Genomic DNA, 24,739 nt, shown 5'->3' on the forward strand with positions numbered 1-24,739 from the left:
TAGATATTTTTATTACTTTTCGGGATGGAAAAAAACAATCCCACCGTTACCCGGGCCTGGTGTTTTTATGACTGGGCAAATTCTGTGTATTCACTGGTAATCACCTCCACAATATTTCCGATCTACTTTAGCGCAGTATCCAGGCAGGCTGATGGGACTTCAATTGTGGGGTTTCTGGGATTTCAGCTAGATAGTTCGGTGCTGTTTACCTACGCCATTTCTGCCGCTTTTTTGATTATTGCTTTCCTGAGCCCGTTTCTTACAGCCATAGCCGACTACAGCGGGCGTAAAAAAATGTTCCTGCAGTTGTTCTGTTACCTGGGATCTTTTTCATGTGCTGGATTATACTTTTTTACAGCAGAAACCTTTACGCTATCAGTAATCCTGTTTGTGCTGGCTACCATTGGCTTTAGCGGAAGCATAGTTTTCTACAACGCCTATCTACCCGAAATCGCTACCGAAGATCAATATGACCGTCTTAGTGCGCGCGGCTTTTCAATGGGGTACATTGGCAGCGTGATCCTCCTGATTTTTAATCTGGCCATGATAATGCAGCCGCAATGGTTTGGCATAGTAGCAGGTAATACCTCGCTGCCTCCACGCATCGCCTTCCTAAGCACGGGCATCTGGTGGCTGGGCTTTGCGCAGTATACTTTTTATCACCTGCCGGGCAACGTGTACCAACGCAAACCGAAAGGCAGCTGGATTTTGAACGGTTTTAAAGAACTGAACAAGGTGCTGGTACAGGTGAAAGGCCTTCCTATGCTGAAGCGTTTCCTGCTTGCATACTTTTTCTATAACATGGGGGTGCAGACAGTAATGTACCTGGCCGCAATTTTCGGGGAGGTGGAGCTGCGTCTGCCAAGCGAGGTTTTGATTATAACCATCCTGATTATACAACTTGTAGCTATTGCCGGAGCTTATGCTTTTGCCAGGCTATCTGAAAAATTCGGCAACATACAGGCGCTTATTTTAGCAGTGCTTGTATGGGTTGGCATCTGTGTTGGAGCTTATTTTACGCAAGGGGAGCTGCAGTTTTATGCCTTAGCCGCAGTAGTTGGCTCTGTTATGGGCGGTATTCAGTCGCTGTCTCGATCTACATACTCCAAGCTTATACCTGCAACTACCTTAGATCATGCTTCCTACTTTAGCTTTTACGATGTTACCGAGAAGGTTTCGATTGTATTAGGTACGCTGGCGTATGGACTAATTACGCAACTAACCGGCTCTATGCGCAACAGTATTCTGGCGCTTATTACTTTTTTTGTGCTCGGGCTGATCTTCCTGTTTCTGATGCGGGGTAAAAGATTGCTGGCTGAGCAGCCGGAAAACGCACGTGCCGTCATGGGCAATCAGTAATATTTATTCTTACCAGTAAAAACAGAAAGTCCGCTGAAGTATAAGTTCAGCGGACTTTCTGTTATGTAAAGTATGAAATTCTTATTAATTCTATACTTTCAAGTCTAGACTAGGGGTATAGCTTATTTTTTGTAAACAAGCTTTCCGTTGAGGTAGGTTCTTAGCACTTGCGTCTGGCGCAGTTTCTCAGGTTTTACCGTCATCAGGTCCTGGTCTACAAGTATAAAATCTGCGAACTTGCCTGCTTCTATACTTCCTTTTTCGTGTTCTTCAAAGTTAGACTTGGCAGCCCAGATAGTCATGCCTCTCAGCGCTTGTTCGCGGCTCAGCGCGTTCTCCATCTGGAAACCACCTTCTGGCCAATCTTTCGCATCCTGTCGTGCCACTGCTGAGTGAAACGTAAAGAACGGGTTGATACTCTCTACCGGAAAGTCAGTGCCCAGCGGAATATAGCCGTTCTGGTCCAGTAGTTGTTTGAAAGGGTAAGCATGCTTTACACGCTCAGTGCCCAAACGGTCGCCGGCCCAGTACATATCCGAAGTAGCGTGCGTTGGCTGCACCGAAGGCACAATGCTATACTTGCCAAACTTGTTCATATCGGCAGGGTTGATGATTTGCGAGTGCTCTATGCGCCAGCGCTTGTCATTTTCTCCACCCAGTACTTCGCCGTAAATATCCAGGAGCAGGCGGTTGGCCGAGTCTCCGATGGCGTGGGTATTCATCTGAAAACCATGTTTGTGCAGGTTAGCAGCTATATCTCTGAACTCTTTTTCTGAGGCTAGCAAAAAACCAAAATGGTTGTGCTTATCCGCGTAAGGCTTCAGCAAACTAGCGCCTCTGGAACCCAGCGCTCCATCAGAGTAAATCTTGAAAGACCTCACATTCAACCTGTCGGTTTTGTAGGGGCCGTTCTTAAAGTAATAGTCCTGGTTCTCCTGCGATGGGTTTAGCATAGCGTATACGCGCATCTGCAGTTCCCCCTTCTTGTGCATGTCATCAATCAGGTCTACGGTAGATTTATCCAGCCCGGCATCATCTACAGTGGTGAGACCCACGGCAAAAGTATTGGCCTCCGCGTTTTTCAGCGCCTCACGGCTCTCTGCATCAGATGGAGCCGGAATTTTGGCAGACACCAAATCAATGGCATTATCTACCAGTATGCCAGTCATTTTACCGTTCTCAACTTCTACCAGGCCTCCCACCATTTTAGTCTGCGGGGTAATGCCTGCCAGGTCAAGAGCCTTTTGGTTGGCCAATGCAGCATGTCCGTCGATGCGGGTAAGTATGACAGGAGTATCCGGGAAGAGCATATCCAGCGTATCCTTGGTCGGAAACTCCTTCACAGCCCAATCGTTCTGGTCCCAGCCACGGCCGGTAATCCACTCTGTGTCTGGGTATTTTTCGCGCTGCTCGGTTACTTTCTGCACCACCTCCTTAAAAGACTCCGTATCTACCAGGTCAGCAGAAACAAGCGACAGACCATAGCGGAAGAAGTGAGCGTGGGCATCAATCAGACCCGGGTAAACAGTCTTACCCTCGGCGTTTAATTCTTCCGAAGCTTTATACTTGCTCCGGATTTCTTCTGAAGTGCCTACAGCCAATATTTTACCGTCTTTTACGGCAAAGGCTTCGACTTTATCAAAATTCTTATTTACAGTGTACACGTTGCCGTTGTACACGATAAGGTCGGCTGCCTCTGAGCCTGTCTGGGTGCTGGTGCAGCTGCCCAGCAAGGTGCCGCCCAACAGCAGGGCAGCCGCAAGGGTGCGGAGTTTCTTTGTCATGTTACAGTTTATTCGAAGCGCATATGCTTAACGGATTCTCCTGAGTCAATCAGCTCTTGCAGCGAGTCGATGCCAATGCTCAGGTGTTTCTCTACATAATTGGTAGTCACTAGTTTATCGCTTTCAGATGTTTTCACACCTTCCGGAATCATCGGGTTGTCAGATACTAGCAGCAGCGCCCCGTGCGGAATCTCATTTATAAAGCCGACCGTGAAGATGGTAGCTGTCTCCATATCGATGCCCATGGCACGAATTTGGCGCAGGTAATCCTTAAAGTCTTCATCATGCTCCCAAACACGGCGGTTGGTAGTATAAACCGTCCCTGTCCAGTAGTCCATCTCGTGTTTTTTGATCATGGATGATACGGCACGTTGCAGGCGGAAAGACGGCAGTGCAGGGATTTCCGGCGGAAGGTAATCGTCTGAGGTACCTTCGCCCCGAATGGCTGCGATCGGAAGTATAAGGTCGCCGATCTGGGTTTTGCGCTTCAGGCCTCCGCACTTGCCCAGAAACAGGGCAGCCTTTGGCTTGATAGCTGATAAAAGATCCATTACCGTTGCAGCCATGGCACTACCCATCCCGAAGTTGATAATGGTGATGTTGTTGGCCGTGGCCGTTTGCATGGGTTTATCAAGACCTCTGATTTCTGCGTCAAATCTATCGGCAAACATGCGTACATAATTGATAAAATTGGTGAGCAGGATGTATTCGCCAAATTCATCTAATGGCACACCCGTGTAGCGAGGCAGCCAGTCTTTTACTATTTCGTCTTTAGTTTTCATGGATTATAACAAGTAGTTAGGTACAAAAAAACCGCCTTGGCAGCAGGAGCTACTGGGGCGGAAGGCGTAGGAAAAATGGCTAAATTGCGGCATGGATGCTCTCAACTTACCACCATTTGATTACAAAGTTACAAAATCTGACGCTAATTATCTGATTTTCGACATACTTCGGCGCAAAAACGTAGTGCTGACGCCGGAAGAGTGGGTGCGGCAGCATTTTGTGCACTACCTGATCAATTCGCTAGGCTATCCTAAAAGCCTGATAAGCATTGAGCGCGGCACTAACTATAATAAGCTGCAGAAGCGCACCGATCTGTGCATCTATAACAAAGATGGCAAGCCGCACCTGCTGCTAGAGTGCAAAGCTGCGCATGTGCATATTACGCAGGAGGTGGTCAAGCAGGTATCCACCTACAATCAAACAATCCAAGCAAAGTATGTGGTTATCTCTAACGGATTGCAGCACTTCTGCTGGCAAGTAGATTTTGAAACCCGTAAATACCAGCCGCTAGCAGAGGTGCCGAGGTTTAAAGAAGCGCTTTGACAAGTATAAATGTTGATCTCTCAGTACTTAAAGTAATCACTTACTTCTGAGTTGTTGATTAAAATAATCACTCATTCCCAACATATAACCTGTTGCCTACCATGCCATTCCGGAAGTACTGCACCTGTGCTTTCAGCAGCTGCCCTGCCTCGGGGGCCGGAGAGGCAGCGGGAGCAAAATCAGGGAAAGTATAAAAGCTGAGTTCGTCGTTCTGCTTCAGTTCACTTACCACCTGTGGCTGCACCAGCAAATAGGCATTGCCGTTAAAGAAGATAGCTCGCCCCATACTTGCTGAGTCGAGGAGAGAGTGACCGAAAGGCAGCAGCTTGTCGGTTGGCAGATTCAGGTAGTCAACCACGGTGGCCGGTATATCAGCATGTTGGGCTACTTTGGCAGCGTTTATACTTGGCAAACTCTTGCCGGGGTGGAAAAGCAGCAGCGGCACCCTAAAATGCCCCAGTTCATTCTGATAGTTTGGTTTTATACTTTTCTGCGTATGGTCAGCGGTCAGTATAAACAGCGTATTGTCATACCAAGGCTGCTTGGAAGCTGACGCAAAAAATTGCCGCAAAGCATAGTCTGCATACCCAATCGACTCATGTATCTCCAATTCACCTTTCGGGAAGCGGTTTTTGTATTTGCTGGGAATGGTGTAGGGCTGATGAGAGCTCAATGTGAAAAGTGTCGCCATAAACGGCTGCTCAAATTCGGCCAGTTTCCCGGAAACATACTGCAGGTACGGCTCGTCAAAAATACCCCATTGTCCGTCAAAATCCTGTTTACGCAACGCGTCCGGGTATTCATCAAGGCCATAATATTCCTGCACACCGGCGCGGCTAGCAAAATCGTTAAAGCCCATAGAGCCATTGGCGGCCCCATGAAACATAGCAGTTCTATAGCCTGCTTCCTGCAGCAGCGTACCTAAGCCAATAAGCTTGTTTGCTTGGTAAGGAGAGGTAATGAATGGATCAGGCATCAGCGATGGCACTCCGGCAAGTATGGATGGCAGGGACTCGATAGACTTTCGGCCATTAGCAAAGCCATGCTGAAACATGATGCCCTCGCTGGCCAGAGAATCCAGGAAAGGAGTGTAACCTTCTCCGTTATTCAGTGCTCCTACATACTCAGCAGCAAAGCTTTCCAAAATAAGGATGACCACATTGTCTTTTATCGGCGGTTCATCAGGCTGCTTATACTTCTGCGGGTCAAACTGCAGTGCCGCCAGCAGCTCTTCCTCTGAGTTAAAGTATTTCTTTTCTTCCAGAGACGTTTTACCGATGCCTTTGATAAAAGTGAAGGGGCTGTTGAGGGTAAGATGGCCTAAAGCGGCTGGCTCAAGTATAAAAGCGTGGCTCGGGCGGAGTGGTTTTAGCTGCAATCCACCACGTATTCCCAGCACTATGAAACCTGCTACCAGCAGCAGGCGCAAAGCTCGCAGCCATACTTTAGGTGCAGGTTCGGGAAGGGGAGGAGCCTTGGGGAATGCTTTTGCCAGCCCGATTACCAGTATCACAAAGCCTAACGCCAGGTACCAGTAGTAACCTAAAAGCTGCACCAGCTGGTCGGTTATGTCGCCGGTAATGGACAGAAGTTCGTTACTGGTGCGGCGGCCAATAAACTTAAAGAATTCGATGTCAACAACTGCCAAAGCTATAAAGGGCGCGTTGCAAAGTATAAATGCCCACTTGAGCGTGCGCTGGTAAGCTGGGTGCAGTGTATTTCCTACCGGAAACAGCGAGAGCAGAATGAATAAGGCGTTAATAGCAAGTATAGCCGCCATATCAAAGCGCACACCATGAGCAAAAGCATATACAACTTTCTCAGCTCCGGCTTCGGCAAACTCAGGATAGTTGAAAATAAGAAACAACAGACGCAGCAACGTGTATAGCGCTAGCAAAAGACCTAACCGGCGCAGCATCAGCTTAATTGTTGTATCAAACATTAGCGTTATCTAAAGGAAGTATAAATCAGCTTCGGACTTGATACTGTTAGTCGCTTGCTGTAGGTCAAAAATAAGGGCGCCTTTCTGACAATGTCAAAAAGGCGCCCTTATTTATATTAGTTTGGCTGTTACAGCACGTTTTCAGCAGGAACGAATTCCAGTCCGAACGCTTGGGCAACACCTTCATAAACTACCTTGCCCTGCACTACGTTCAGGCCTTTCAGTAGCTCCGCGTTGTCGGCACAAGCTTTTTTCCAGCCTTTGTTGGCAATCTGCAGCGCGTAAGGAAGTGTAGCGTTAGTAAGCGCCAGCGTAGAAGTATAAGGCACGGCACCTGGCATGTTAGCCACGCAGTAATGCACTACATCATCAATAATGTAGGTCGGATCTTCATGCGTAGTTGGCTTACATGTTTCAATACAGCCACCCTGGTCTACGGCAACGTCTACCAATACAGTACCTGGGCGCATTTCCTTCAGCATGTCTCTGGTGATCAGGTGAGGAGCCTTAGCACCCGGGATCAGCACAGCACCAATGATCAGGTCGTGCGTTGAAAGCAGCTCGCGGATGTTATATTCATTGGACATGAACGTGTTCACGTTGGCAGGCATGATATCATCCAGGTAGCGCAGGCGCTGCAGGTTGTTATCCATGATCGTAACGTCGGCACCCATACCGGCAGCCATTTTGGCCGCGTTGGTACCTACTACACCACCACCCAGAATCATAACTTTGGCAGGACGCACACCTGGTACGCCGCCCAGCAGAATACCGCGGCCTTTCAGCGGTTTCTCCAGGTACTTGGCACCTTCCTGCACCGACATACGGCCGGCAACCTCAGACATAGGTACTAGCAAAGGCAGGCTTCTGTCTGCTTTCTCTACGGTTTCATAAGCAAGGCAAACAGCCTTTTGCTTAATCATAGCATGGGTAAGCGGCTCGTAAGAGGCAAAGTGGAAATATGTAAACAGCAACTGGTCTTCCTTAATCAGGTTGTACTCAGACTCAATTGGCTCTTTTACTTTGATGATCATCTCCGCGATACCGTAAACCTCCTCAATGCTTGGAAGGATAGTAGCACCGGCAGCCGTGTAATCATCGTCCATAAAGCCGCTGCCTTCACCGGCAGTAGACTGTACGTAAACGGTGTGGCCATTGCGCACCAATTCAATCACACCGGCAGGAGTTACGCCTACACGGTTTTCGTTATTCTTGATCTCCTTAGGAACACCAATTATCATGTTGCGATTAGTTTAGAAAGTAACAAGTCTTAAATTTAGCTGCGCAAAGATACTATTAGTTTACAGAAATAAAATACTTCTGTAGTTACGCAGTATAAGAGGTTGATTTATAGCGTGTAAATATAGTAAAACTGTGCAGCGGCGGCAGCCGTACAAGCGGAATGCGGCAGGGCCAGAAATGAAAAAAGGCAGCGATAGAATCACTGCCATTAGTACAAAATAAAACTATGAAAAAAACTATCTGAAAGGTGTCGGCTTAGCGCCTTCCCTTAACATATCTTTAGATGCCTTGGCTTCCGTAACATTTGCTTTAAGCGTCAGTTTCAGGCTTGGCATTATTAAATCATTTGAAAAAACAGTTACTATCTCGTTTTGCTCACCTAACAACGCCGGAATATACCTTAGTTCCAAAGTGGCCACCTCGCCGGGTTTTATTTCGGCTGCGGAGGTGCGATAGTTAATGCAGTTGCACGGGCTCTTTACTCCCTGTATCACCAAAGGCTTGCGGCCGGTGTTGCGAATCAAGAACTTAGCCACAGCTTTTTGTCCTTTTTCAAGTTTGCCGAAGCTGTAGTTCGTACTTCCGACAGCCAAACGCGGCGATAGCGCCTTTTGTTCCGGAGTGGGTCCAGAAATTAAATCTTTTGGCCCTACCTCACCTTTAATGTACAAAACATGCCTCGGAAGCACCGAGTTGTTAGAAAGAACAGTTATGTTCTTGTGAAACGGGCCCGGCCGGCCTGTTGAGTTATATACAGCTGTAATCGTGCCAGTTTTACCTGGTAAAATCGGTTCTTTGGTCCAGGTAGGGGTGGTGCACCCGCAGGAGGCCTGCACATTAGGTATAACCACCGGCTCATTTCCCTCGTTTCTGACTTTGAAAACGTACGTGGCTTGTGTGCCTTCAGCTATAGTGCCGAAATCATGGGTTTCCTTTTCAAATACAAGTTTCCCCTGTGCCTGAACCGTATAGCACACAAATATAAAACACAGCAGCGTTAATAGGAATAGCTTTCTTTTCATAAAATAAAGGAAACAGAAACGGCCGCTCAAATTGGCTTATTTTCCGTGAAAACAAATATACTAATTTCTTTTTTCAAACATATAGTTTCCCCTGCGCCGGCACCCTCCAAGGAGCTGCGGCTAATTTGAATTTAGGGGAATCTTCTGTACTTTTGAATGGAAAAATCACTATTGGTTTAATCGAGACAACATGCAAACTGCTGAAGCATCTATAACTCAAAGACTAACCTCCGAAGAAATACTAAACGATTACCGCATAGCCTGTGAAAGCCGCCAAGCCAGCCTTGCCGGCCGTAAAGAAGTATTTATGGGCAAGGCCAAATTCGGCATTTTTGGAGATGGCAAAGAAGTGGCGCAGCTGGCGATGGCTAAGTTCTTCCAGAACGGCGACTTCCGCTCCGGCTACTACCGCGACCAGACTTTTATGTTTGCCATAGGCGAGCTGACGCTGCAGCAGTACTTTGCCCAGTTATATGCCCATACAGATGTGGACGCTGAGCCTTCTACCGCTGGCCGCGCCATGAACGGCCACTTTGGCACCCGCTCTCTGGATGACGAAGGTAATTGGAAAAACCTGATGGAGCAGAAAAACTCCAGCTCAGACATATCGCCTACGGCAGCTCAAATGCCACGCCTGGTAGGGTTGGCCTACGCCTCAAAGCTTTACCGCCAGAATCCTGCCCTGCAGGGTATGAACAACTTTTCCATGAACGGAAATGAGGTGGCATTCGGTACAATTGGTAATGCATCTACCTCGGAAGGTATGTTTTTCGAGGCTATAAATGCTGGAGGCGTGTTGCAGGTGCCTATGCTGGTATCTGTTTGGGATGACGCTTACGGCATTTCGGTGCCAGCAGAGTACCAGACAACCAAGGGCAGCATTTCTGAAATACTGGCAGGCTTCCAGCGCAATGCAGAAGGAGAGCAAGGCTACGAAATTTTTAAAGTGAAAGGCTGGAGTTATGGCGCCCTGTGTGAGGCTTATGAAGCAGCCGTGCGCGTTTGCCGTGAGCAGCATGTGCCGGTGTTGGTGCACGTAGAGGAGCTGACACAGCCGCAGGGGCACTCTACTTCCGGCTCGCATGAGCGGTATAAGTCGAAGGAGCGCCTGGAGTGGGAAGCGGACTACGACTGCCTCAAAAAAATGCGTGAGTGGATTCTGGACAGTGAGATTGCCTCGACAGAGCAGCTCGACCAGATTGAGGCTGAGGCTAAAGAAGCTGTTAAAGTGGCTCGTACTGCTGCCTGGAAAGCTTTTGCCGATGATATCAAGGCAAACCATGAAGAGTCGTTACAGCTGCTGGACGGCTTGGCCAAGGCAAGCGAGCATATTACAGAAGTAGCTACCATTGCCGAGGAGCTGCGCAAAACCCTAAATCCTATCCGTAGCGATGCAGTTAGAGCCGTACGCAAAGCCCTGCGCTATGTGCGCGACGAGCAGAACCAGGCCAAGCGGGAATTGATAGGTTGGCTGGAGCAAACCTTAGGAGAAAACTCTGATCGCTATAATTCATACTTATACAGCCAGTCGGAAGAGGCGGCGCTGCAGGTAGAGGAAATAAAACCAGAATTTGACGAGAACTCTCCGGTAGTGGATGGCCGCGAGGTGCTGCAGGCCTGTTTTGATAACATACTTGCCCGCGACCCGCGCGTGTTTGCTATTGGTGAAGACGTAGGATTTATTGGTGATGTAAACCAGGCTTTTGCCGGCCTGCAGGAGAAGCACGGTGAGCTGCGTGTAACCGATACTGGTATCCGTGAATGTACTATCATTGGCCAGGGTATAGGTGCTGCCTTGCGCGGCCTGCGCCCGATCACGGAAATTCAGTACCTGGACTACCTGCTCTATGCTATCCAGATTCTGTCTGATGATGTGGCTTGTCTGCAGTACCGTACCAAAGGAGGCCAGAAAGCTCCTCTTATTGTACGTACACGCGGTCACCGCCTGGAAGGTATCTGGCACTCAGGTTCACCTATCGGCATGATTCTGCACAGCATTCGTGGTATGCATGTACTGGTGCCGCGCGACATGACACAGGCTGCAGGCTTCTACAACACACTTTTAAAAGCGGATGAACCGGCCATAATTATTGAGTGCCTCAACGGCTATCGCCTGAAGGAGCGCATACCAAACAATATCGGTGAGTTTACGGTGCCTCTTGGTAAACCGGAAGTGCTGAGAGCAGGAACTGACATTACTATTGTAACCTACGGCTCTATGTGCCGCATTGTAATGGAAGCCGCAAAGCAACTTGAGGAGTTTGGCATATCTGCCGAGGTAATAGATGTGCAGACGCTGCTGCCTTTCGATGTGGACCACCTGATCACTGATTCTATTCGTAAGACAAACCGTGTATTGTTTGCAGATGAGGACGTACCAGGCGGAGCATCAGCTTATATGATGCAGCAGGTAGTGGACGAGCAAGGCGCCTGGAGATGGCTGGACTCTAAGCCGCAGTGCCTTTCTGCGCAGGCCCACCGACCTCCTTATGGCTCCGACGGAGACTATTTCTCTAAGCCAAATCCGGAAGACGTGTTTGAAACCGTGTATGATATCCTGCACGAGGCAGACCCTAAATCATACCCGAGTATCTACTAAGTATAAAATAATACTTGATAAAAAATCCCCGGTAGCTGTGGCTGCCGGGGATTTTCATTTTATGGTTTTAACTCCGAAGAGAAATTATAACTAAGTATAAAAAATGGAACAGGGCAGGTAGTTTAACCTCAGGTGTTCTCTTCTGACATATTGCATAATTAGCTTCACTCTCTACGACCTAAGTATTTTTCCATTTTTCGACCTATCGCCAACTCATCTACTAACTTATCTAAAAACCTAACTTGTTGCGTTAGAGGACTCTTAACTTCTTCTACCCGGTAGCCGCATATTACACCCTTAATTAGCTGAGCGTTAGGGTTTATACTTGCTTTTTGGAAGAAAGCTTTAAAAGTTATTTGTTCAGTAATGAGCTCTAGTAGTTTATTTTCGTCAAAACCGGTCAGCCACTCTATCACTTGCTGCAACTCCTCTTTCGTTCTACCTTTCTTCTCCACCTTTGCCAGATAATGGGGGTAAACTGATGTAAAAGTCATTTTTGCTATTCTCTCATCCTGATTAAGTGTTGTCTTCATTACTAAATTGTGTTAAGGACTTTTTGGCTGCTTTTCTAAAACGGCTTGTGCAGAAATGCGCGGATTGGTCTGCTTACGTGTTATTTATACTTGCTGTAAAGTTAAGGTTTTACTTGTGCTGCGCCTGTGCGGCTTCTCTCGTTTTCAATAATAGTTAAATGAGAGCCATTTGAAATTGAATCTGCTATACTTCCTTTACTTCATAAACTGTATTCAGCTTAGCTGATAAAAGCTTGGCGGCCTCCATTGCTGGCTCTTTAGCCGAATAAAAAAATGAAAATTCAGGTGTGGGGCTTTCAGAGTATAAGAGGACTTTATGATCTGTTACAGTTCCTGACCATGTGGGGCTAACACCGTTTCGGGTATTAGTAGCTTTGTAGTTGATGGTAACAACTGCTACTTTATTGATAGTTGGCAAGCTAGCCCATTCACCAACTTGATAACCCAAAACAGCATAGTAATCTTTTACCATTTTATTATTAAAATCTATCCTAGTACCTCCATAGCATGATACAAGGATAAACCCTAAAATTATAGCTATTGCGCCAACAACAAGAGACTTCTCCAAGGATGTGTCACTTCTGAAAACGGCAGGACTCACGACTGAAAACAAACCCGCAGCTATAACTATAAGGCCCAGCAAATGTGTGCCGGAATAAAGTCTCCTTCTTTTGAAATTGAATTTTTCCATAGTAAGGCTGATAAGGAGATTACCTGGTTTAGGAGCTAAGCCTCTGTTAGACTTAGCTTTACTTCTGTATAGTGGAGGATAAGCGTAGCAAGGATTTGAGCTGGAAAAGGGTATGTGCTTTTGTTCTCACTTTGTACTACTTCATCAGTTACAGGTTTAGTATATAAAGTAAATTACATCGAACCGACCATCCTCTATTTCAACTTGTTCCGATCCCTTAGCCTCTCCTCCGGTAAAGGAAAAGGTACCAGTGACGATACGGTTTACTTGATCTACTTTCGTGATGATGACTTTACCCGTGTGCTCACTACCTGAATGATACTCCCTTCTTAAAGTAGGTTCAATGCGAATGAACTCAGCATAGGAGCCACCTCCATCCAAATAATACGTTCCAATTTGCAGAGGAAAGTTCTGAATTACAATTAGCATTTTCTCAGTAGTGGTATCGCCACTCCTAGATGCGAATATTTTCAGTTTCTTGTCCGATTGTATATATTGTGCACTTAGCGTATTGGCTTTGAAGTCCTTACTGTAATGCTTCCAGACACTACCATCTACATAGCAGGCAAACACATTTCTTCCATCACCTGTAACTGCAGGAAGAGGGTCTTCTTTCTTACAAGAAAGGCTAAGGAAGAGCAAAAGTATAAATAGGAGCCGACTATGAGTCATATGATTATCTTCATTTACTTAATTTATCTTTGCTCTTAATAATGTTCACCAATTGCGCATAACTCCTCTATAAACGCAAACATACGCTTAGCTGCACTATGGGTAAAGTATGGGAAAAGAAGTTACTGCCCTTGGTAAAGGATAATATCGTCGGTATAAACAATATTGCTTTGATTCAGAGCTCTATCGTAAATATAAACTTCAAAGCGCACTGTATCACGGAAGGGATAGCTTTCGGTGGTGAAGCTGGTGATAGTATAACGGATTTCGCCCTCCAGGGCTTCCGGCTTGTCATCTCTGGATAGTCTCGGGAAACGCCCGTTAAAGTTAATGGGACGCGGCTCATACGTATTACCACGCTTAACCTGCATGTTAACTATAAAATTGTCGTAAAAAGGAGAACCAGGCTCGAAAGGAGGCTCAAAGTCAGGCCCGCTTTGTGATCCGCCTTCGCCGCGGCTTAGACCCAGGTCCCCATCCCCATCCTGGTAATCAACTACCACAACCAAGGAGTCAAAAGTTACGCGGTTTTTGGTGGTAGTATATTGCTCTACGCGGTCAAACGTGATGGACGGGATATCGCTGTAGCTTGGCTCTTCGCGGCAGCTGCTCAGTGCCAAAACCAATACCAGAAGCAGGAGGCTATACTTTAGCATGTATTTCATGTGGAGTATCAGAAAATGAAGCTAAATTTACTAAATCAAACGCAGGAAATATAGCAATTGTTGTATTCAATGGATTTTAAAACCCACCACGCCAGCTTACTGTGTCAGCAGGAGCCTTTCGATTTTACTTCTACGGCTTTGGAACTGTTCCGTTTCCAGGCTCAGCATAATAAAGTATACCGCCAATACCTGGATAATCTGCACATAGACCTGCAAAAGGTACAGACGCTGGAGCAGATTCCTTTTTTACCGATAGAGTTCTTTAAAGAGCAGCAGGTAACCACCGGAGAGTTTGAGCCGGAGATGGTTTTCTATAGCAGCGGCACTACCATGCAGGCGCGAAGCAAGCATTTGGTTTCCAGTCTAGAGTTGTATTACCACATATCGCAGCGCATTTTTGAGAGCTTTTACGGCCCGTTGCAAGGTTATGTGGTGCTGGCGCTGTTGCCATCTTACCTGGAGCAGGGCGGCTCATCTTTAGTGGCCATGGTAGACTATTTTATAAAAGAAACAGGCCAGCAGGAAGAGGGTTTTTACCTGCGCAACCACACGCAGCTCTTGCAGGCGCTTCAGCAGGCCAGAGGGCGAGGCAAAAAAGTGCTTTTGATCGGTGTTTCTTACGCCCTGCTAGACCTGGCCGAGGAGCTGCAGGGGCAGCAGGATTTTACGGATGTTGTGGTGATGGAGACAGGCGGCATGAAAGGCCGTCGGCGCGAGATGATCCGTGAGGAGATGCATGCCCAACTGAAGCAAGGGTTTAACGTAACTGCCATTCACTCAGAGTACGGCATGACAGAACTGCTCTCGCAGGGGTACTCGCAGGGAGAGGGCATATTCTGGCCTGGCTATACCATGCGTGTGCTGCTCCGAGACCTGAATGACCCTTTCGATATGAGCGGCAACGTGCGGAGCGGCGGCATCAACGTCATCGACCTGGCCAATGTGGATTCCTGTGCCTTTATAGAGACAAAAGATATCGGCAGATGGCATACAAACGGAAGTTTTGAAGTGCTGGGCCGGTTTGACAATTCTGATATTCGGGGCTGTAATTTGTTAGTGAGCTAACATCTTTCCTATAACAACTGCGTTTAAGGTGCCCATGGGATATATCGCATTTATACTTTTTGTAGCCATTATCGGGGTGGTTTTCTACCGCTGGGCTACACGCCGCAAAAGGCACCGCAAACAAGTGCTGGCTTCTGAGTTTCCGGCGGAGTGGCGTAAAATCCTGCAAGACCGCATAGGCTTTTATCATACTTTAAAATCTGAGGAGGAGAGGCGGCGTTTTGAAAAGATGCTGCAGCTGTTTCTGTCTGAGAAGCGCATTACGGGCATTGACATACAGGTAGATGACCTGACAAAAGTGCTGGTAGCATCTAGCGCCATCATACCTATCTTTGGCTTCCGTGATTGGGAGTACCGTAACCTGGGCGAGGTGCTAGTGTTTCCGGGAAGTATAAAAAAGTATAAAGATCAGAAAAGCGAGGCTGTAAGTGAAGTGTTGGGGCGGGTAAATCCGTTTCAGAACGATCACTACGTTACCCTCTCCAAACCCGCCCTGGAGCAGGGCTTTAACGACATGGCCGACCGCAAAAATGTTGGGATACACGAATTTGCGCACATGCTGGACCAAGCTGACGGGGAGATTGACGGTACGCCGGCTGCCTATCTTCCGGAGGAGCTGGTGCAGCCATGGCAGGAGCTGATGTACCGTAAAATCGAAAAGATACAACAGGGCAAATCAGACATTGATAGTTACGGCGCCACTAGTGAGGCGGAGTTTTTTGCCGTAGTCACGGAGTACTTTTTTGAGAAGCCAGAGCAGCTATCCGAAAAGCATCCGAAGCTGTATCAAATGCTGACCAAGATTTTTGAGCAGAACCCTAAGCGCCGTTTCCGCCTTAACTTCAGGGAGCTGCTGAACCCTTATGGCAAGCGCCTGGGCCGCAACGAACCTTGCCCTTGTGGGAGTGGCCAAAAGTATAAGCACTGCTGCAGAATGAAACGAAAGTAAATCCAGCAGAATTTAAACTTCAATCTTCTATAAAGTGTAAATTTTTGCTGCAGTTATAAACGATGCCTCAAACAACTGCGAGAGAGGTTCTTAGCAACATCCGCAGACGGAGTTCTTTCTAAATATAACTAACAATAAAGCACACAAGCTCCGACTGCCAGCTTAGTTTATACTTGCAATCGGAGCTTGTGTGGAAGTAATATGAATACAAAAGTCAAAGTATGATTGATTTAAAAAATCTTCAAACTTTGACTTTTGTGTTTTAAGCTACTACAGGTCGTGCATAAGCTTTAGCGTCTTCCTGCGTAATCTCTGGGCCGCTCATAATAACGAGGCGTTCCACCACGTTACGCAGTTCCCGCACGTTGCCGCGCCAATCCAGGCCTTTTAAGTATTCCAGTGCCTCTGGCGTAATGGTCTTGGGTTTGTTACCATAATCATTGGCGATGTCGTTCAAGAACTTCTGCACCAGGTCCGGTATGTCTTCGCGGCGGTCGTTTAGCGCCGGCACATGTATCAGTATAACTCCCAGCCGGTGATACAAATCTTCACGGAAGTTCTTCTGCTCAATCTCGTCCAGCAGGTTTTTATTTGTGGCAGCCACTACGCGCACATCCACCTGGATATCCTTGTCGCCACCTACGCGCGTAATTTTATGCTCCTGCAGGGCGCGCAGCACTTTAGCCTGCGCCGAAAGGCTCATATCGCCCACCTCATCCAGAAACAGTGTGCCTCCGTTAGCTTGCTCAAACTTACCGATACGTTGCTTTACAGCAGAAGTAAACGAGCCTTTTTCGTGCCCGAACAACTCACTCTCAATAAGTTCGCTAGGTATGGCTGCGCAGTTAACTTCTACCAACGGCCCTCCGCTGCGGTTGCTGTGCTCATGTAAGGCGCGGGCTACCAACTCCTTACCGGAGCCGTTCGGCCCTGTTATAAGTACGCGTGCGTCAGTTGGAGCTACTTTTTCAATGGCTTGCTTTACTCGGCTCAGGGCAGGGGAGGTGCCTACCATCTCATACGTCTTCGAGATTTTCTTTTTAAGGATTTTCGTCTCCGTTACCAGCTGAGATTTATCCAGCGCATTGCGTAAGGTTACCAGCAAGCGGTTTAAGTCTGGTGGCTTCTGCAGAAAATCGTAGGCTCCTTTTTTTGTCGCCTCCACGGCAGTATCAATGGTGCCGTGTGCAGAAATCATGATGAATGGGGTGTCGGGTGTAATTTCCTGGGCTTTCTCCAGCACCTCAATGCCATCCATCCCAGGCATTTTAATATCGCAGAGCACCACGTCATACTTGGATTTGCCAAGTAGCTGCAGGCCTTTTTCACCGTCTTCGGCTTCATCTACGTAATAATTCTCAAACTCCAGGATCTCCTTCAGGGTGCTTCGGATGGCCCTTTCATCGTCGATGATTAAAATTTTGGGCATAGTTTTATTTTAATGTCAGGTTAAGTATAGCTATTTAGTGGCCGCTTGTCAAGATGGCTGCTGCACTTTTACGATTTTTAGAAACAAGCTGCCAGTTTGAATCTATATTTTTGTAGTCAGCACCTAGGCCTAATTTAGGCTCTCGCTGCTTTAAGGCCGCTACCCAATACCAACGCATCTTCCAAGGCTCCTATTACAGGGTCGGCAATAGTTGTTTTTTCGCAGAGGGTTTTGCGGAGGTAAAAGCTGAGGTAGGTGGCCGCAACAGCTGCCGCAGCGCCAATGGCAGCGCCTTTCAATAACTTTTCGTGGTTACTGGCATAAACGGCAGCACCTACTACTGCACCTGAGGTGGCTCTAAACAATAAAGAGGGAACTTCTATCCGGTCGGGCACACCGGGAATTTTGTCGCCTAGCAACTCTGTAGCTGCCAAGCCTGTAAGTGTATTGGCCACATACTTATTCTGTAGGTATTTTAGCGGAGTGGCTGCCAAAGCACCATTCTTATTCTCATTTAAGGCTCTGCTTAAAAGTGCGGGGGCAGATAAGCTTCGCATTCCTGCCAGTGCTCCCATGGCCAGTGTTTTATATAATGTCTTTTCCATAGACTTCGTTATTAAGTAATTTAAGGTTTCTCTCCATGTACGGGCCAAGTTATCAGCGGGCTGCCTTGCGGCACGATTTTATACTTACTAGCCTCATTGCCAGCAGGTATGGTCAAAGTATAGATGGTAAGTGTTGGCAGGAGCAGGAGCAGTTGTAATATTTAATAAGCTTATACTAAACACAGTTTGCCGCAAAAGGCGTATAGCTATAACCGCTAAGTATAGCAGAAATTTATTCGGCTAAACCTATATTTAAATTGCTTAATTTAGCTGTTTGTAATACGCAACGGCTAGTTCACGATCAATTATGAAGAAAATTTTTAATGGGGTTACAAGATAATAAAGCGGACACGGCAAGGAGGCAGAAGTATGTTGTTACGCGCAGATTAGACCGGATATTCCTGGAACTGTATAAGATCTATGCCTTTCATGTACGTTTCTTTAAAGAGGTTTTTGTGCCCCCCTACGAGTTTAAAGAAGTAGTGCGGCAATGTTATGAAGTGGGAGTGAGGTCGCTTCCGCTTATCTCGTTAACCGGCTTCATCATCGGTATTGTTTTTACCAACCAGTCACGGCCCTCGCTTGCTGAGTTCGGGGCTAGTTCCTGGTTGCCTTCGCTGGTTTCTATAGCCATTGTGCGGGCGCTGGCGCCACTCGTAACAGCCATTATTGCGGCAGGCAGGGTGGGCTCTAACATTGGGGCAGAGTTGGGGTCTATGCGGGTAACCGAGCAGATAGATGCTATGGAAGTGTCTGCTACCAACCCATTTAACTTCCTGGTGGTTACGCGGGTGCTGGCAACTACTTTTATGGTGCCGGCGCTGGCCATGTACACTATTTTTGTGGCACTGATGGGCGCTTACCTCAATGTAAGCCAAAACGAACTGACAAGCTTCACGACCTATATTACCCAGGTTTTTGAGGCGATCACATTTCTCGATATTTTCTCGTCCATCATCAAGACTTTCATTTTTGGCTTTACAATAGGGATGGTGGGGTGCTACAAAGGCTACTACTCTTCCAAGGGTACCGAAGGGGTGGGCAAAGCCGCCAACTCATCGGTGGTTACAGCCATGTTTATGGTGTTTATTGAGGAACTGTTGGCGCTGCAGGTAATCAACCTGTTCAGGGCGATGTAAACAGCACGTATGAAGAAGATCAACCCAAACATAAACAGAGAGAATAAGGTAATTGAGATTAGAGGCCTGAAAAAGGCTTTTGATGATTTTGAGGTGCTGAAAGAAGTAGACTTGGACCTGTACCAGGGTGAGAACCTGGTGGTGCTGGGACGCTCGGGCACTGGTAAATCGGTTTTGATCAAGATAATTTCCGGCTTGCTAAGCTCGGATGAGGGCATGGTGAAAGTGCTGGGGCAGCAGGTAAACAAACTCAAGCCCAAGGAGTTGGACAGGCTGCGCCTGAAGGTGGGTTTCTCGTTTCAGAACAGCGCCTTGTATGATAGTATGACGGTGTATGAGAACCTGGAGTTTCCGCTGATACGCCATGCCAAGGAAATGGGGAGAGCCGAACGCGACCGCACCATACATTTTGTGCTGGAGGCCGTGGGGCTGCTGCAAACTATAAACCAGATGCCATCGGAGCTATCCGGGGGGCAGCGCAAGCGCATCGGCATTGCCCGCACGCTTATACTTAAGCCGGAGATTATGCTCTACGATGAACCCACCGCCGGCCTGGATCCCATCACAAGTATGGAAATCAATGCACTTATAAATGATGTGCAGGCGCGCTTCAATACATCCGCAATTATTATTACGCACGACTTAACCTGTGCCCGCTCCGTAGGCGACCGCATGGTGATGCTGCTTGATGGGCAGTTCCAGCACCAAGGTACGTTTGACGAGGTGTTTAGCAGCGATGATGCGCGGGTAAAAATGTTTTATGACTACAACTTTGTAAACTAAAGTATGAATACGGCAGAGAATAAGCGTTCAATTATGGTCGGGATATTCGTCCTGATAGCTATTGTTATCTTCGTGATAGGCATTTTGACGCTGGGTGGCCAGCAGAAAAGATTTATCGAGAGTATAACGGTAAGTACTATTTTTGAAGATGTGGAGGGCTTAAAGATTGGAAACAATGTATGGTTCTCGGGTGTGAAGATCGGCACGGTGAAAGAAATAAATTTTTACGGCGAGTCGCAGGTGCAGGTGGTGATGAACATTGAAGAGGAGGCGCAGAAATATATCCGGCAGAACTCCAAAGCCCGAATCAGCTCCGAAAGCCTTATCGGCAACAAAATTATCGAGATTTTTGGAGGAACGCCCGCTGCTGAGCAAGTGCAGGATGGGGATATGCTGGCTTCGGAGGCAAATCTGAACACCGACGACATCATGAAAACGCTGCAGGAGAACAACAAGAATCTGGCAACTATCACGGGTAACTTCAGCGAGATAAGCAACCGGCTTGTGCGCGGAGAGGGTACGGTAGGCACTTTGCTTACTGACTCCACACTGGCTCAGGATTTTAAAAGTATGGTAGCCAGCTTGGAGAGCACATCACAGAATGCGGTTCGCGCTTCGCGCGATTTGAGCCGGTTTACAAATAAACTGAACACACAAGGCAGCCTGGCTGATAACCTGCTAACAGATACAACCATTTTCAACAGACTGGAACAGTCGATGGTGCAACTGGAGCAGGCCACGCAATCGGCAACGCAAATGGCTCAGAACCTGCAGCAGGCAAGCAGCAAGTTCAACAACGAGAACAACGCGGTAGGTGTGCTGCTGAACGACCAGCAGTTTGCCAACCAGTTGCAGCGTACGATGCAAAACCTGGAAACCAGCTCCCAGAAGTTTGATCAAAATATGGAGGCACTGCAGAGCAACATTTTGTTCAGAGGCTTTTTCAGGAAGCGGGAGAAGGAGCAGCAGGAAGCTGCTGAAGAAGCGCAGGAGCAGCTAGAAGAGCAGCAGCAACCTATACAAGACAACCAGTAAGTATAAAAGCCGGCCTTTGCTGGCTTTTATACTTTTAAGTCAGCACAAGCGCATCACTTTTTAACTCTCTAACTTCTTAACTTTCTCACTAAAATGTCTCCCTACGAAGCAAAGGCTATGCATGAACTGCGACAATGGCAACATGAAATGCTGCGGAGCCCTTCTGTGTTCAATGCCTTCGCCCGGAAAGCGCAGGTAAAGATCAATAGTTATATTCCGGAGAAGGTGCATCAGGCAATTACAACGGCTATGAAGCAGATGATCCGTGGTGTGTTGTTTGGGGCTGAGTATGTTGCATCAGAACCTTTGGTACATGTTCCACTGGAAGTGCGGGAGGCGCAAGTGCAGGGGCAAATAAAGTATTACCAGCAGGCAGCCGCTGCAGAGGGTGGCGTAACCGGAGCCGGAGGCATTCTGTTAGGCTTTGTTGATTTTCCGCTGCTGCTGGGCTTAAAACTAAAAATGCTCTACGACATAGCAGCTGTTTACGGGTATGACATCAAAGACTACCGGGAGCGTGTGTACATGCTGCACATCTTCGAGTTGGCCTTTAGCTCTCAGGAGCACAGGTGTAAAATATACCTGCACATGGCGGATTGGGAAAGTCAGAAAGAAGTGCTGCCAGAGGATATTAATGCCTTCGACTGGCGGAGCCTGCAGCAGGAGTACCGAGATTACATAGACCTGGCAAAACTGGCTCAGATGATTCCCGTGATCGGTGCACCTATTGGAGCAGTGGTAAATTATCGCCTCATACGTAAACTAGGCATCACGGCTATGAACGCTTACCGCATGCGCTGGCAGGAGCAGGGGCTGCTGCAGCAGTAAGGCAGAAGTATAAACAGCGAGGGCCGGCATGTACATGCCGGCCCTCGCTGTTTATACTTTCTTTAAGGAAATTACCGCACATAAAGCTTAAACGCTAACGGGCCCCGGTCGGTATGCAGGTGCAGCATGTAGATGCCGGCTTGGGCGTTCGGTAACTGTACCTGCACTGTATTGGGACGTGGCGAGGAGATGCGCTGTTCCAAAACCAACTGGCCCAGGCTACTGTATACTTGTAGCAGCTGCACTTCAAAATCAGCCTTGTGCAAATCCAGTACAAAGCTACCATTGCTAGGGTTAGGAGAGATGACAACAGATTCTGCCAAAGTCAGCTCATCCACCACAAAGTCTGAAGCACTGATGGCTGCACCGCCCACACCTTTTATCTCTACTTTTCCGGTGCTTACGCCTCGCGGCACGCTTACCTGAATTAACTCTGAGGTAGCCAACAGCACAGGTGCTTTTATGCCGTTAAAGCTTATCGTATCCTGTTTGCCCAACAGACTAAAATGCTTCCCGCTTAAGTTTACCACTGTGCCAACGCTGCCTTGTGCCGGTTGCATTTGAAGTAGTTGAGGGGCTGGTATGAGTTCAAACATCTCGTTGCTTAAATCCTCACCGCCAGGCGTAATTACCTTTATTTTTCCTGCGCTTGCGGGTATTTTTATCAGCAGGAAATTCTCTGAAGCCTGTAAGACCTGCGCTTCTGCCTGGCCTACGTATACTTTGTTCTGGTCCGGTTTCTCAGCAAAGTTCTGCCCGTTAATACGAAGTTCTGTGCCCGCTTTGTCTGAGCGCTTGCTAATGCCGGCGATAGCTGGCTGCTGCCATACTTTAAGAGCCAGATGGCTTTGCACCTGACCGCCTGCTGTAGTTACGCTTAATTTTCCAGTTGTAGCACCTGCGGGAATAATAACCTGAAGCTCACTGGAACCGATCATGCTGACCTGACACAGCTGCTCGCCCAAGTATACTTCCGATACCTGGTTTATACTTAGGTGCTGGCCCTGCAGCGTTACAGTTTGCCCTGCCACGCCTTCTGCCGGGCTGAAGGATCTGAGTATCGGGCGTTGGTATACTTCAAAGCTTTCTGTAGCTTTTGTGCCACCGTTTGGCGTGATGACCTGCAGGTTGCCTGTACTTGCGCCCTCTGGCACCAGCACGCGCAGCTCTGTGCCGTTGGCGCTTACAACAGTGGCGGCTTTTCCGTTCAGGTATACTTTGTTGTCAGTGGCCGTAGTGGCGAAGCGTTTGCCCGAGATGGTAATTTCAGAGCCGAACTTGCCGGCAGCGGGCGCAAAAGCCGCTATAGCCGGTGTGGCCAGCACATCCTCCAGGTTCACGCGCGCTTCCTCGTCCACTACTGGCGGCATATCATAGATGCGGTTGGTGGTCACGTTAGTGCGCACAGGGGAATTGTAGTCGAAGAATATATCGGCGAAGTTCTCCACGGCAGTCTTCTCCGGCAGGTCCGCCTTTGGCTTAATGCTGAATTGGATGTAGCCATGGCTGCCCGGCTCGTTGGCGTTGCTGTCTGGCAGCATGATGTTGTCGAAAGTCCAGGTGAGTACCGGCAGGCCCTTGCCGCTCACTTCCAGGCGGTGCGCGTGCGAGGCGGCTCCAAGCTGCAGCGTGCTCAGGTCCAGGTGCTCGGAGAGGGTGTCAACCACCACTACGCGGTAAGCCACGTCTGTGCCAGTGTTCTGGAAACGAATCTTGTACTTGAGCGCCGTGTTTGTTGGCGTATAGTTTTCGGGTGTTCTGCCCACCGGTGTCACCAGCTTGTCGTTCGGGTCGTAGGAATCGGTGATCATCATGCATTCCTCTGCTTTTTCGGCCTCCTCGTCATCCGTCGGCATAAGGTTTACCAAACCTGAGCTTACCGTTTGGCCGGAGTTGGTATCGGTGCAACCCTCTATAGTTACACTGGCTGTTTTATTGTCGCCGTTGCCCTCCGGCTGGTCGGCTTCCAGGCGCCAAGTGTAGCCCATGGAGGGCACCAGCAGCACCATACTGTCGCCGGCGGCCAAGCGGAACTGCTCCACCGCTGACAGCCTGCCGTCTCTGTACTTGCGGAACAGCTCGTGCTTGTCCATGTCGGCTGTGCCGGAGTTGCGAACCACAAAGCGGATCATACCTGAAGCAGGATCGCATCTGCCTGTAATGTTGACAGTGGGTAAGGGCTGACCGGGACTGTGGTTGGAGGGGGTGATCCAGGCGCGGGTGCAGACAGTACGGCCGCGCACCGACTCATCGCCGCAGGTAACAATATCCTGAATGGTGATGGTGCCCTGCTGGCCAGCTGCCAGATTGCCCACCGTAAATTCATAGGTGCCGTCGGATAAGCGCGTGTAGGCCTTGTTTGCGGAAACCAATTCTACCTCCGGTGGTAGTTGCACATATACCTTCGCATCAGGTGCGGTGGCAAAGCCAGAGTTTTGGTAGTGTACGGTTGTGGTACTATCAAAACAGCGCCTGCGGCGGGTGGAGGAGAGGCTGACGGAGAGGTGGGGAGGAGCAAATACAAAATTGGCGAAGTTAATATTTTGTATTTGCTGTCCTAGATTAGTAACTGAAACATTATTTCCCTGCTCAGGTAAAGGGCAGGTGGGGGTGATAGTTCTTCCCTCTTGTTGAGGAATGATCGCATGCAATGTGTAGTCAGCGGGAGGTACTGTAATTGTATAGCTCCCATCTTTACCTGTAATTGCATAATAAGGTCCTGGGTTTGTTGCCACTACAATTCCAGATAATTCCTTATCTCCTTGATCATATAAGCAATTATTATTAGTATCATGATATACAATACCTTTTAAAGTGCTCTGTGGAATTTCATACTCGTCTGCAGCATAAACAGAATACCCATCGGCCATTTCATCGTCGATAACCATATTGGCGCCAAGTTGATCTATTGAGATGCGATTGATTTTGTTATTGGCCTTTTCATGAAGTAGGTTACCCTTTGAACTGAATACCCAGTAATATCTCTGTTCCAAGTCCTGACTAACGTTTATTTCTCAGGCCATTGTGAAGCCTAACTCTTCAGGTCCTAGGTCTAATTTAGCGATGTTTTT

At 48.0% G+C, this 24,739-nt stretch carries 21 protein-coding genes; 9 read left to right on the forward strand and 12 right to left on the reverse strand.

Features of this window, described 5'->3' with window-relative positions; translation table 11 throughout:
- Positions 1-24 precede the first annotated feature (24 nt).
- Positions 25-1,359 carry an MFS transporter gene (locus tag Q1B04_RS02070; protein ID WP_299754904.1) on the forward strand — a complete coding sequence of 445 codons (1,335 nt, stop codon included), beginning with the start codon at positions 25-27 and terminating at the stop codon, positions 1,357-1,359.
- A 122-nt stretch (positions 1,360-1,481) separates the two neighbouring features.
- On the opposite strand, the gene Q1B04_RS02075 is transcribed toward Q1B04_RS02070, so the two are convergent.
- Positions 1,482-3,143, reverse strand: coding sequence for an amidohydrolase (locus tag Q1B04_RS02075; protein WP_299754906.1), 1,662 nt, complete (start codon positions 3,141-3,143; stop codon positions 1,482-1,484).
- An 8-nt stretch (positions 3,144-3,151) separates the two neighbouring features.
- Positions 3,152-3,925 (reverse strand): AMP nucleosidase, encoded by a 774-nt coding sequence (locus Q1B04_RS02080; RefSeq protein ID WP_299754908.1) that lies wholly within the window; start codon positions 3,923-3,925, stop codon positions 3,152-3,154.
- 91 nt (positions 3,926-4,016) lie between these two features.
- On the opposite strand from Q1B04_RS02080, the gene Q1B04_RS02085 reads away from it, so the two are divergent.
- On the forward strand, positions 4,017-4,469 hold the full coding sequence (locus Q1B04_RS02085) for a type I restriction enzyme HsdR N-terminal domain-containing protein (protein WP_299754910.1): 453 nt from the start codon (positions 4,017-4,019) through the stop codon (positions 4,467-4,469).
- 67 nt (positions 4,470-4,536) lie between these two features.
- On the opposite strand, the gene Q1B04_RS02090 is transcribed toward Q1B04_RS02085, so the two are convergent.
- From Q1B04_RS02090 to Q1B04_RS02100, 3 genes are all read right to left on the reverse strand, one after another.
- Positions 4,537-6,411, reverse strand: coding sequence for an LTA synthase family protein (locus Q1B04_RS02090; RefSeq protein WP_299754911.1), 1,875 nt, complete (start codon positions 6,409-6,411; stop codon positions 4,537-4,539).
- A 128-nt stretch (positions 6,412-6,539) separates the two neighbouring features.
- Positions 6,540-7,652 (reverse strand): alanine dehydrogenase, encoded by a 1,113-nt coding sequence (gene ald / locus Q1B04_RS02095; RefSeq protein WP_299754913.1) that lies wholly within the window; start codon positions 7,650-7,652, stop codon positions 6,540-6,542.
- 237 nt (positions 7,653-7,889) lie between these two features.
- Positions 7,890-8,675: a DUF1573 domain-containing protein gene (locus Q1B04_RS02100; RefSeq protein WP_299754915.1), complete on the reverse strand. Its 786-nt coding sequence runs from the start codon at positions 8,673-8,675 to the stop codon at positions 7,890-7,892.
- A gap of 190 nt (positions 8,676-8,865) precedes the next feature.
- On the opposite strand from Q1B04_RS02100, the gene Q1B04_RS02105 reads away from it, so the two are divergent.
- Positions 8,866-11,274, forward strand: coding sequence for an alpha-ketoacid dehydrogenase subunit alpha/beta (locus Q1B04_RS02105; protein ID WP_299754918.1), 2,409 nt, complete (start codon positions 8,866-8,868; stop codon positions 11,272-11,274).
- A gap of 164 nt (positions 11,275-11,438) precedes the next feature.
- Here Q1B04_RS02105 and Q1B04_RS02110 read toward each other — a convergent pair whose 3' ends face one another.
- The 4 genes from Q1B04_RS02110 to Q1B04_RS02125 all read right to left on the reverse strand — a co-directional run bounded on the left by Q1B04_RS02110 (position 11,439) and on the right by Q1B04_RS02125 (position 13,835).
- Positions 11,439-11,807 carry a DUF2200 domain-containing protein gene (locus Q1B04_RS02110; RefSeq protein WP_299754921.1) on the reverse strand — a complete coding sequence of 123 codons (369 nt, stop codon included), beginning with the start codon at positions 11,805-11,807 and terminating at the stop codon, positions 11,439-11,441.
- A 184-nt stretch (positions 11,808-11,991) separates the two neighbouring features.
- Positions 11,992-12,498, reverse strand: coding sequence for a hypothetical protein (locus tag Q1B04_RS02115; protein WP_299754924.1), 507 nt, complete (start codon positions 12,496-12,498; stop codon positions 11,992-11,994).
- A 156-nt stretch (positions 12,499-12,654) separates the two neighbouring features.
- The gene (locus Q1B04_RS02120) at positions 12,655-13,140 is read right to left on the reverse strand and encodes a DUF6252 family protein (protein ID WP_299754926.1); all 486 of its coding nucleotides are present in this window, start codon (positions 13,138-13,140) and stop codon (positions 12,655-12,657) included.
- Between the two features lie 152 nt (positions 13,141-13,292).
- Positions 13,293-13,835 carry a hypothetical protein gene (locus tag Q1B04_RS02125; RefSeq protein WP_299754929.1) on the reverse strand — a complete coding sequence of 181 codons (543 nt, stop codon included), beginning with the start codon at positions 13,833-13,835 and terminating at the stop codon, positions 13,293-13,295.
- Positions 13,836-13,904: 69 nt separating this feature from the next.
- On the opposite strand from Q1B04_RS02125, the gene Q1B04_RS02130 reads away from it, so the two are divergent.
- On the forward strand, positions 13,905-14,900 hold the full coding sequence (locus Q1B04_RS02130; RefSeq protein WP_299754932.1) for an acyl transferase: 996 nt from the start codon (positions 13,905-13,907) through the stop codon (positions 14,898-14,900).
- Between the two features lie 34 nt (positions 14,901-14,934).
- Positions 14,935-15,849, forward strand: a complete 915-nt coding sequence (locus Q1B04_RS02135; protein ID WP_299754934.1) for a zinc-dependent peptidase — start codon at positions 14,935-14,937, stop codon at positions 15,847-15,849.
- A gap of 262 nt (positions 15,850-16,111) precedes the next feature.
- Here the strand turns inward: Q1B04_RS02135 and Q1B04_RS02140 are convergent, their stop codons facing one another.
- Positions 16,112-17,278, reverse strand: coding sequence for a sigma-54 dependent transcriptional regulator (locus Q1B04_RS02140; RefSeq protein ID WP_299754937.1), 1,167 nt, complete (start codon positions 17,276-17,278; stop codon positions 16,112-16,114).
- A gap of 134 nt (positions 17,279-17,412) precedes the next feature.
- Positions 17,413-17,883, reverse strand: a complete 471-nt coding sequence (locus Q1B04_RS02145; protein ID WP_299754939.1) for a DUF4126 family protein — start codon at positions 17,881-17,883, stop codon at positions 17,413-17,415.
- A 323-nt stretch (positions 17,884-18,206) separates the two neighbouring features.
- On the opposite strand from Q1B04_RS02145, the gene Q1B04_RS02150 reads away from it, so the two are divergent.
- The 4 genes from Q1B04_RS02150 (at position 18,207) to Q1B04_RS02165 (ending at position 21,668) form a co-directional block, all read left to right on the forward strand.
- The gene (locus Q1B04_RS02150) at positions 18,207-19,022 is read left to right on the forward strand and encodes an ABC transporter permease (RefSeq protein WP_299754941.1); all 816 of its coding nucleotides are present in this window, start codon (positions 18,207-18,209) and stop codon (positions 19,020-19,022) included.
- Between the two features lie 9 nt (positions 19,023-19,031).
- Complete coding sequence (locus Q1B04_RS02155) at positions 19,032-19,805, forward strand: ATP-binding cassette domain-containing protein (protein ID WP_299754943.1); 774 nt, start codon at positions 19,032-19,034, stop codon at positions 19,803-19,805.
- Positions 19,806-19,808: 3 nt separating this feature from the next.
- On the forward strand, positions 19,809-20,840 hold the full coding sequence (locus Q1B04_RS02160; RefSeq protein WP_299754945.1) for an MlaD family protein: 1,032 nt from the start codon (positions 19,809-19,811) through the stop codon (positions 20,838-20,840).
- Positions 20,841-20,933: 93 nt separating this feature from the next.
- Entirely contained in the window at positions 20,934-21,668 is a 735-nt protein-coding gene (locus Q1B04_RS02165; RefSeq protein WP_299754947.1) for an EcsC family protein, read from the forward strand.
- A gap of 71 nt (positions 21,669-21,739) precedes the next feature.
- On the opposite strand, the gene Q1B04_RS02170 is transcribed toward Q1B04_RS02165, so the two are convergent.
- Positions 21,740-24,556 (reverse strand): IPT/TIG domain-containing protein, encoded by a 2,817-nt coding sequence (locus Q1B04_RS02170; RefSeq protein ID WP_299754949.1) that lies wholly within the window; start codon positions 24,554-24,556, stop codon positions 21,740-21,742.
- Positions 24,557-24,739 lie beyond the last annotated feature (183 nt).

The sequence above is a fragment of the uncultured Pontibacter sp. genome, assembly GCF_947495565.1.
Classification (GTDB): Bacteria; Bacteroidota; Bacteroidia; order Cytophagales; family Hymenobacteraceae; genus Pontibacter.

Excerpts from the sequence above, each read along its gene's own strand:
- Q1B04_RS02070 (WP_299754904.1), top strand. The coding sequence starts at position 25 with ATGGAAAAAAACAATCCCACCGTTACCCGGGCCTGGTGTTTTTATGAC.
- Q1B04_RS02075 (WP_299754906.1), bottom strand. The coding sequence starts at position 3,143 with ATGACAAAGAAACTCCGCACCCTTGCGGCTGCCCTGCTGTTGGGCGGC.
- Q1B04_RS02080 (WP_299754908.1), bottom strand. The coding sequence starts at position 3,925 with ATGAAAACTAAAGACGAAATAGTAAAAGACTGGCTGCCTCGCTACACG.
- Q1B04_RS02085 (WP_299754910.1), top strand. The coding sequence starts at position 4,017 with ATGGATGCTCTCAACTTACCACCATTTGATTACAAAGTTACAAAATCT.
- Q1B04_RS02090 (WP_299754911.1), bottom strand. The coding sequence starts at position 6,411 with ATGTTTGATACAACAATTAAGCTGATGCTGCGCCGGTTAGGTCTTTTG.
- ald (WP_299754913.1), bottom strand. The coding sequence starts at position 7,652 with ATGATAATTGGTGTTCCTAAGGAGATCAAGAATAACGAAAACCGTGTA.
- Q1B04_RS02100 (WP_299754915.1), bottom strand. The coding sequence starts at position 8,675 with ATGAAAAGAAAGCTATTCCTATTAACGCTGCTGTGTTTTATATTTGTG.
- Q1B04_RS02105 (WP_299754918.1), top strand. The coding sequence starts at position 8,866 with ATGCAAACTGCTGAAGCATCTATAACTCAAAGACTAACCTCCGAAGAA.
- Q1B04_RS02110 (WP_299754921.1), bottom strand. The coding sequence starts at position 11,807 with ATGAAGACAACACTTAATCAGGATGAGAGAATAGCAAAAATGACTTTT.
- Q1B04_RS02115 (WP_299754924.1), bottom strand. The coding sequence starts at position 12,498 with ATGGAAAAATTCAATTTCAAAAGAAGGAGACTTTATTCCGGCACACAT.
- Q1B04_RS02125 (WP_299754929.1), bottom strand. The coding sequence starts at position 13,835 with ATGAAATACATGCTAAAGTATAGCCTCCTGCTTCTGGTATTGGTTTTG.
- Q1B04_RS02130 (WP_299754932.1), top strand. The coding sequence starts at position 13,905 with ATGGATTTTAAAACCCACCACGCCAGCTTACTGTGTCAGCAGGAGCCT.
- Q1B04_RS02135 (WP_299754934.1), top strand. The coding sequence starts at position 14,935 with ATGGGATATATCGCATTTATACTTTTTGTAGCCATTATCGGGGTGGTT.
- Q1B04_RS02140 (WP_299754937.1), bottom strand. The coding sequence starts at position 17,278 with ATGCCCAAAATTTTAATCATCGACGATGAAAGGGCCATCCGAAGCACC.
- Q1B04_RS02145 (WP_299754939.1), bottom strand. The coding sequence starts at position 17,883 with ATGGAAAAGACATTATATAAAACACTGGCCATGGGAGCACTGGCAGGA.
- Q1B04_RS02150 (WP_299754941.1), top strand. The coding sequence starts at position 18,207 with ATGGGGTTACAAGATAATAAAGCGGACACGGCAAGGAGGCAGAAGTAT.
- Q1B04_RS02155 (WP_299754943.1), top strand. The coding sequence starts at position 19,032 with ATGAAGAAGATCAACCCAAACATAAACAGAGAGAATAAGGTAATTGAG.
- Q1B04_RS02160 (WP_299754945.1), top strand. The coding sequence starts at position 19,809 with ATGAATACGGCAGAGAATAAGCGTTCAATTATGGTCGGGATATTCGTC.
- Q1B04_RS02165 (WP_299754947.1), top strand. The coding sequence starts at position 20,934 with ATGTCTCCCTACGAAGCAAAGGCTATGCATGAACTGCGACAATGGCAA.
- Q1B04_RS02170 (WP_299754949.1), bottom strand. The coding sequence starts at position 24,556 with ATGGTTATCGACGATGAAATGGCCGATGGGTATTCTGTTTATGCTGCA.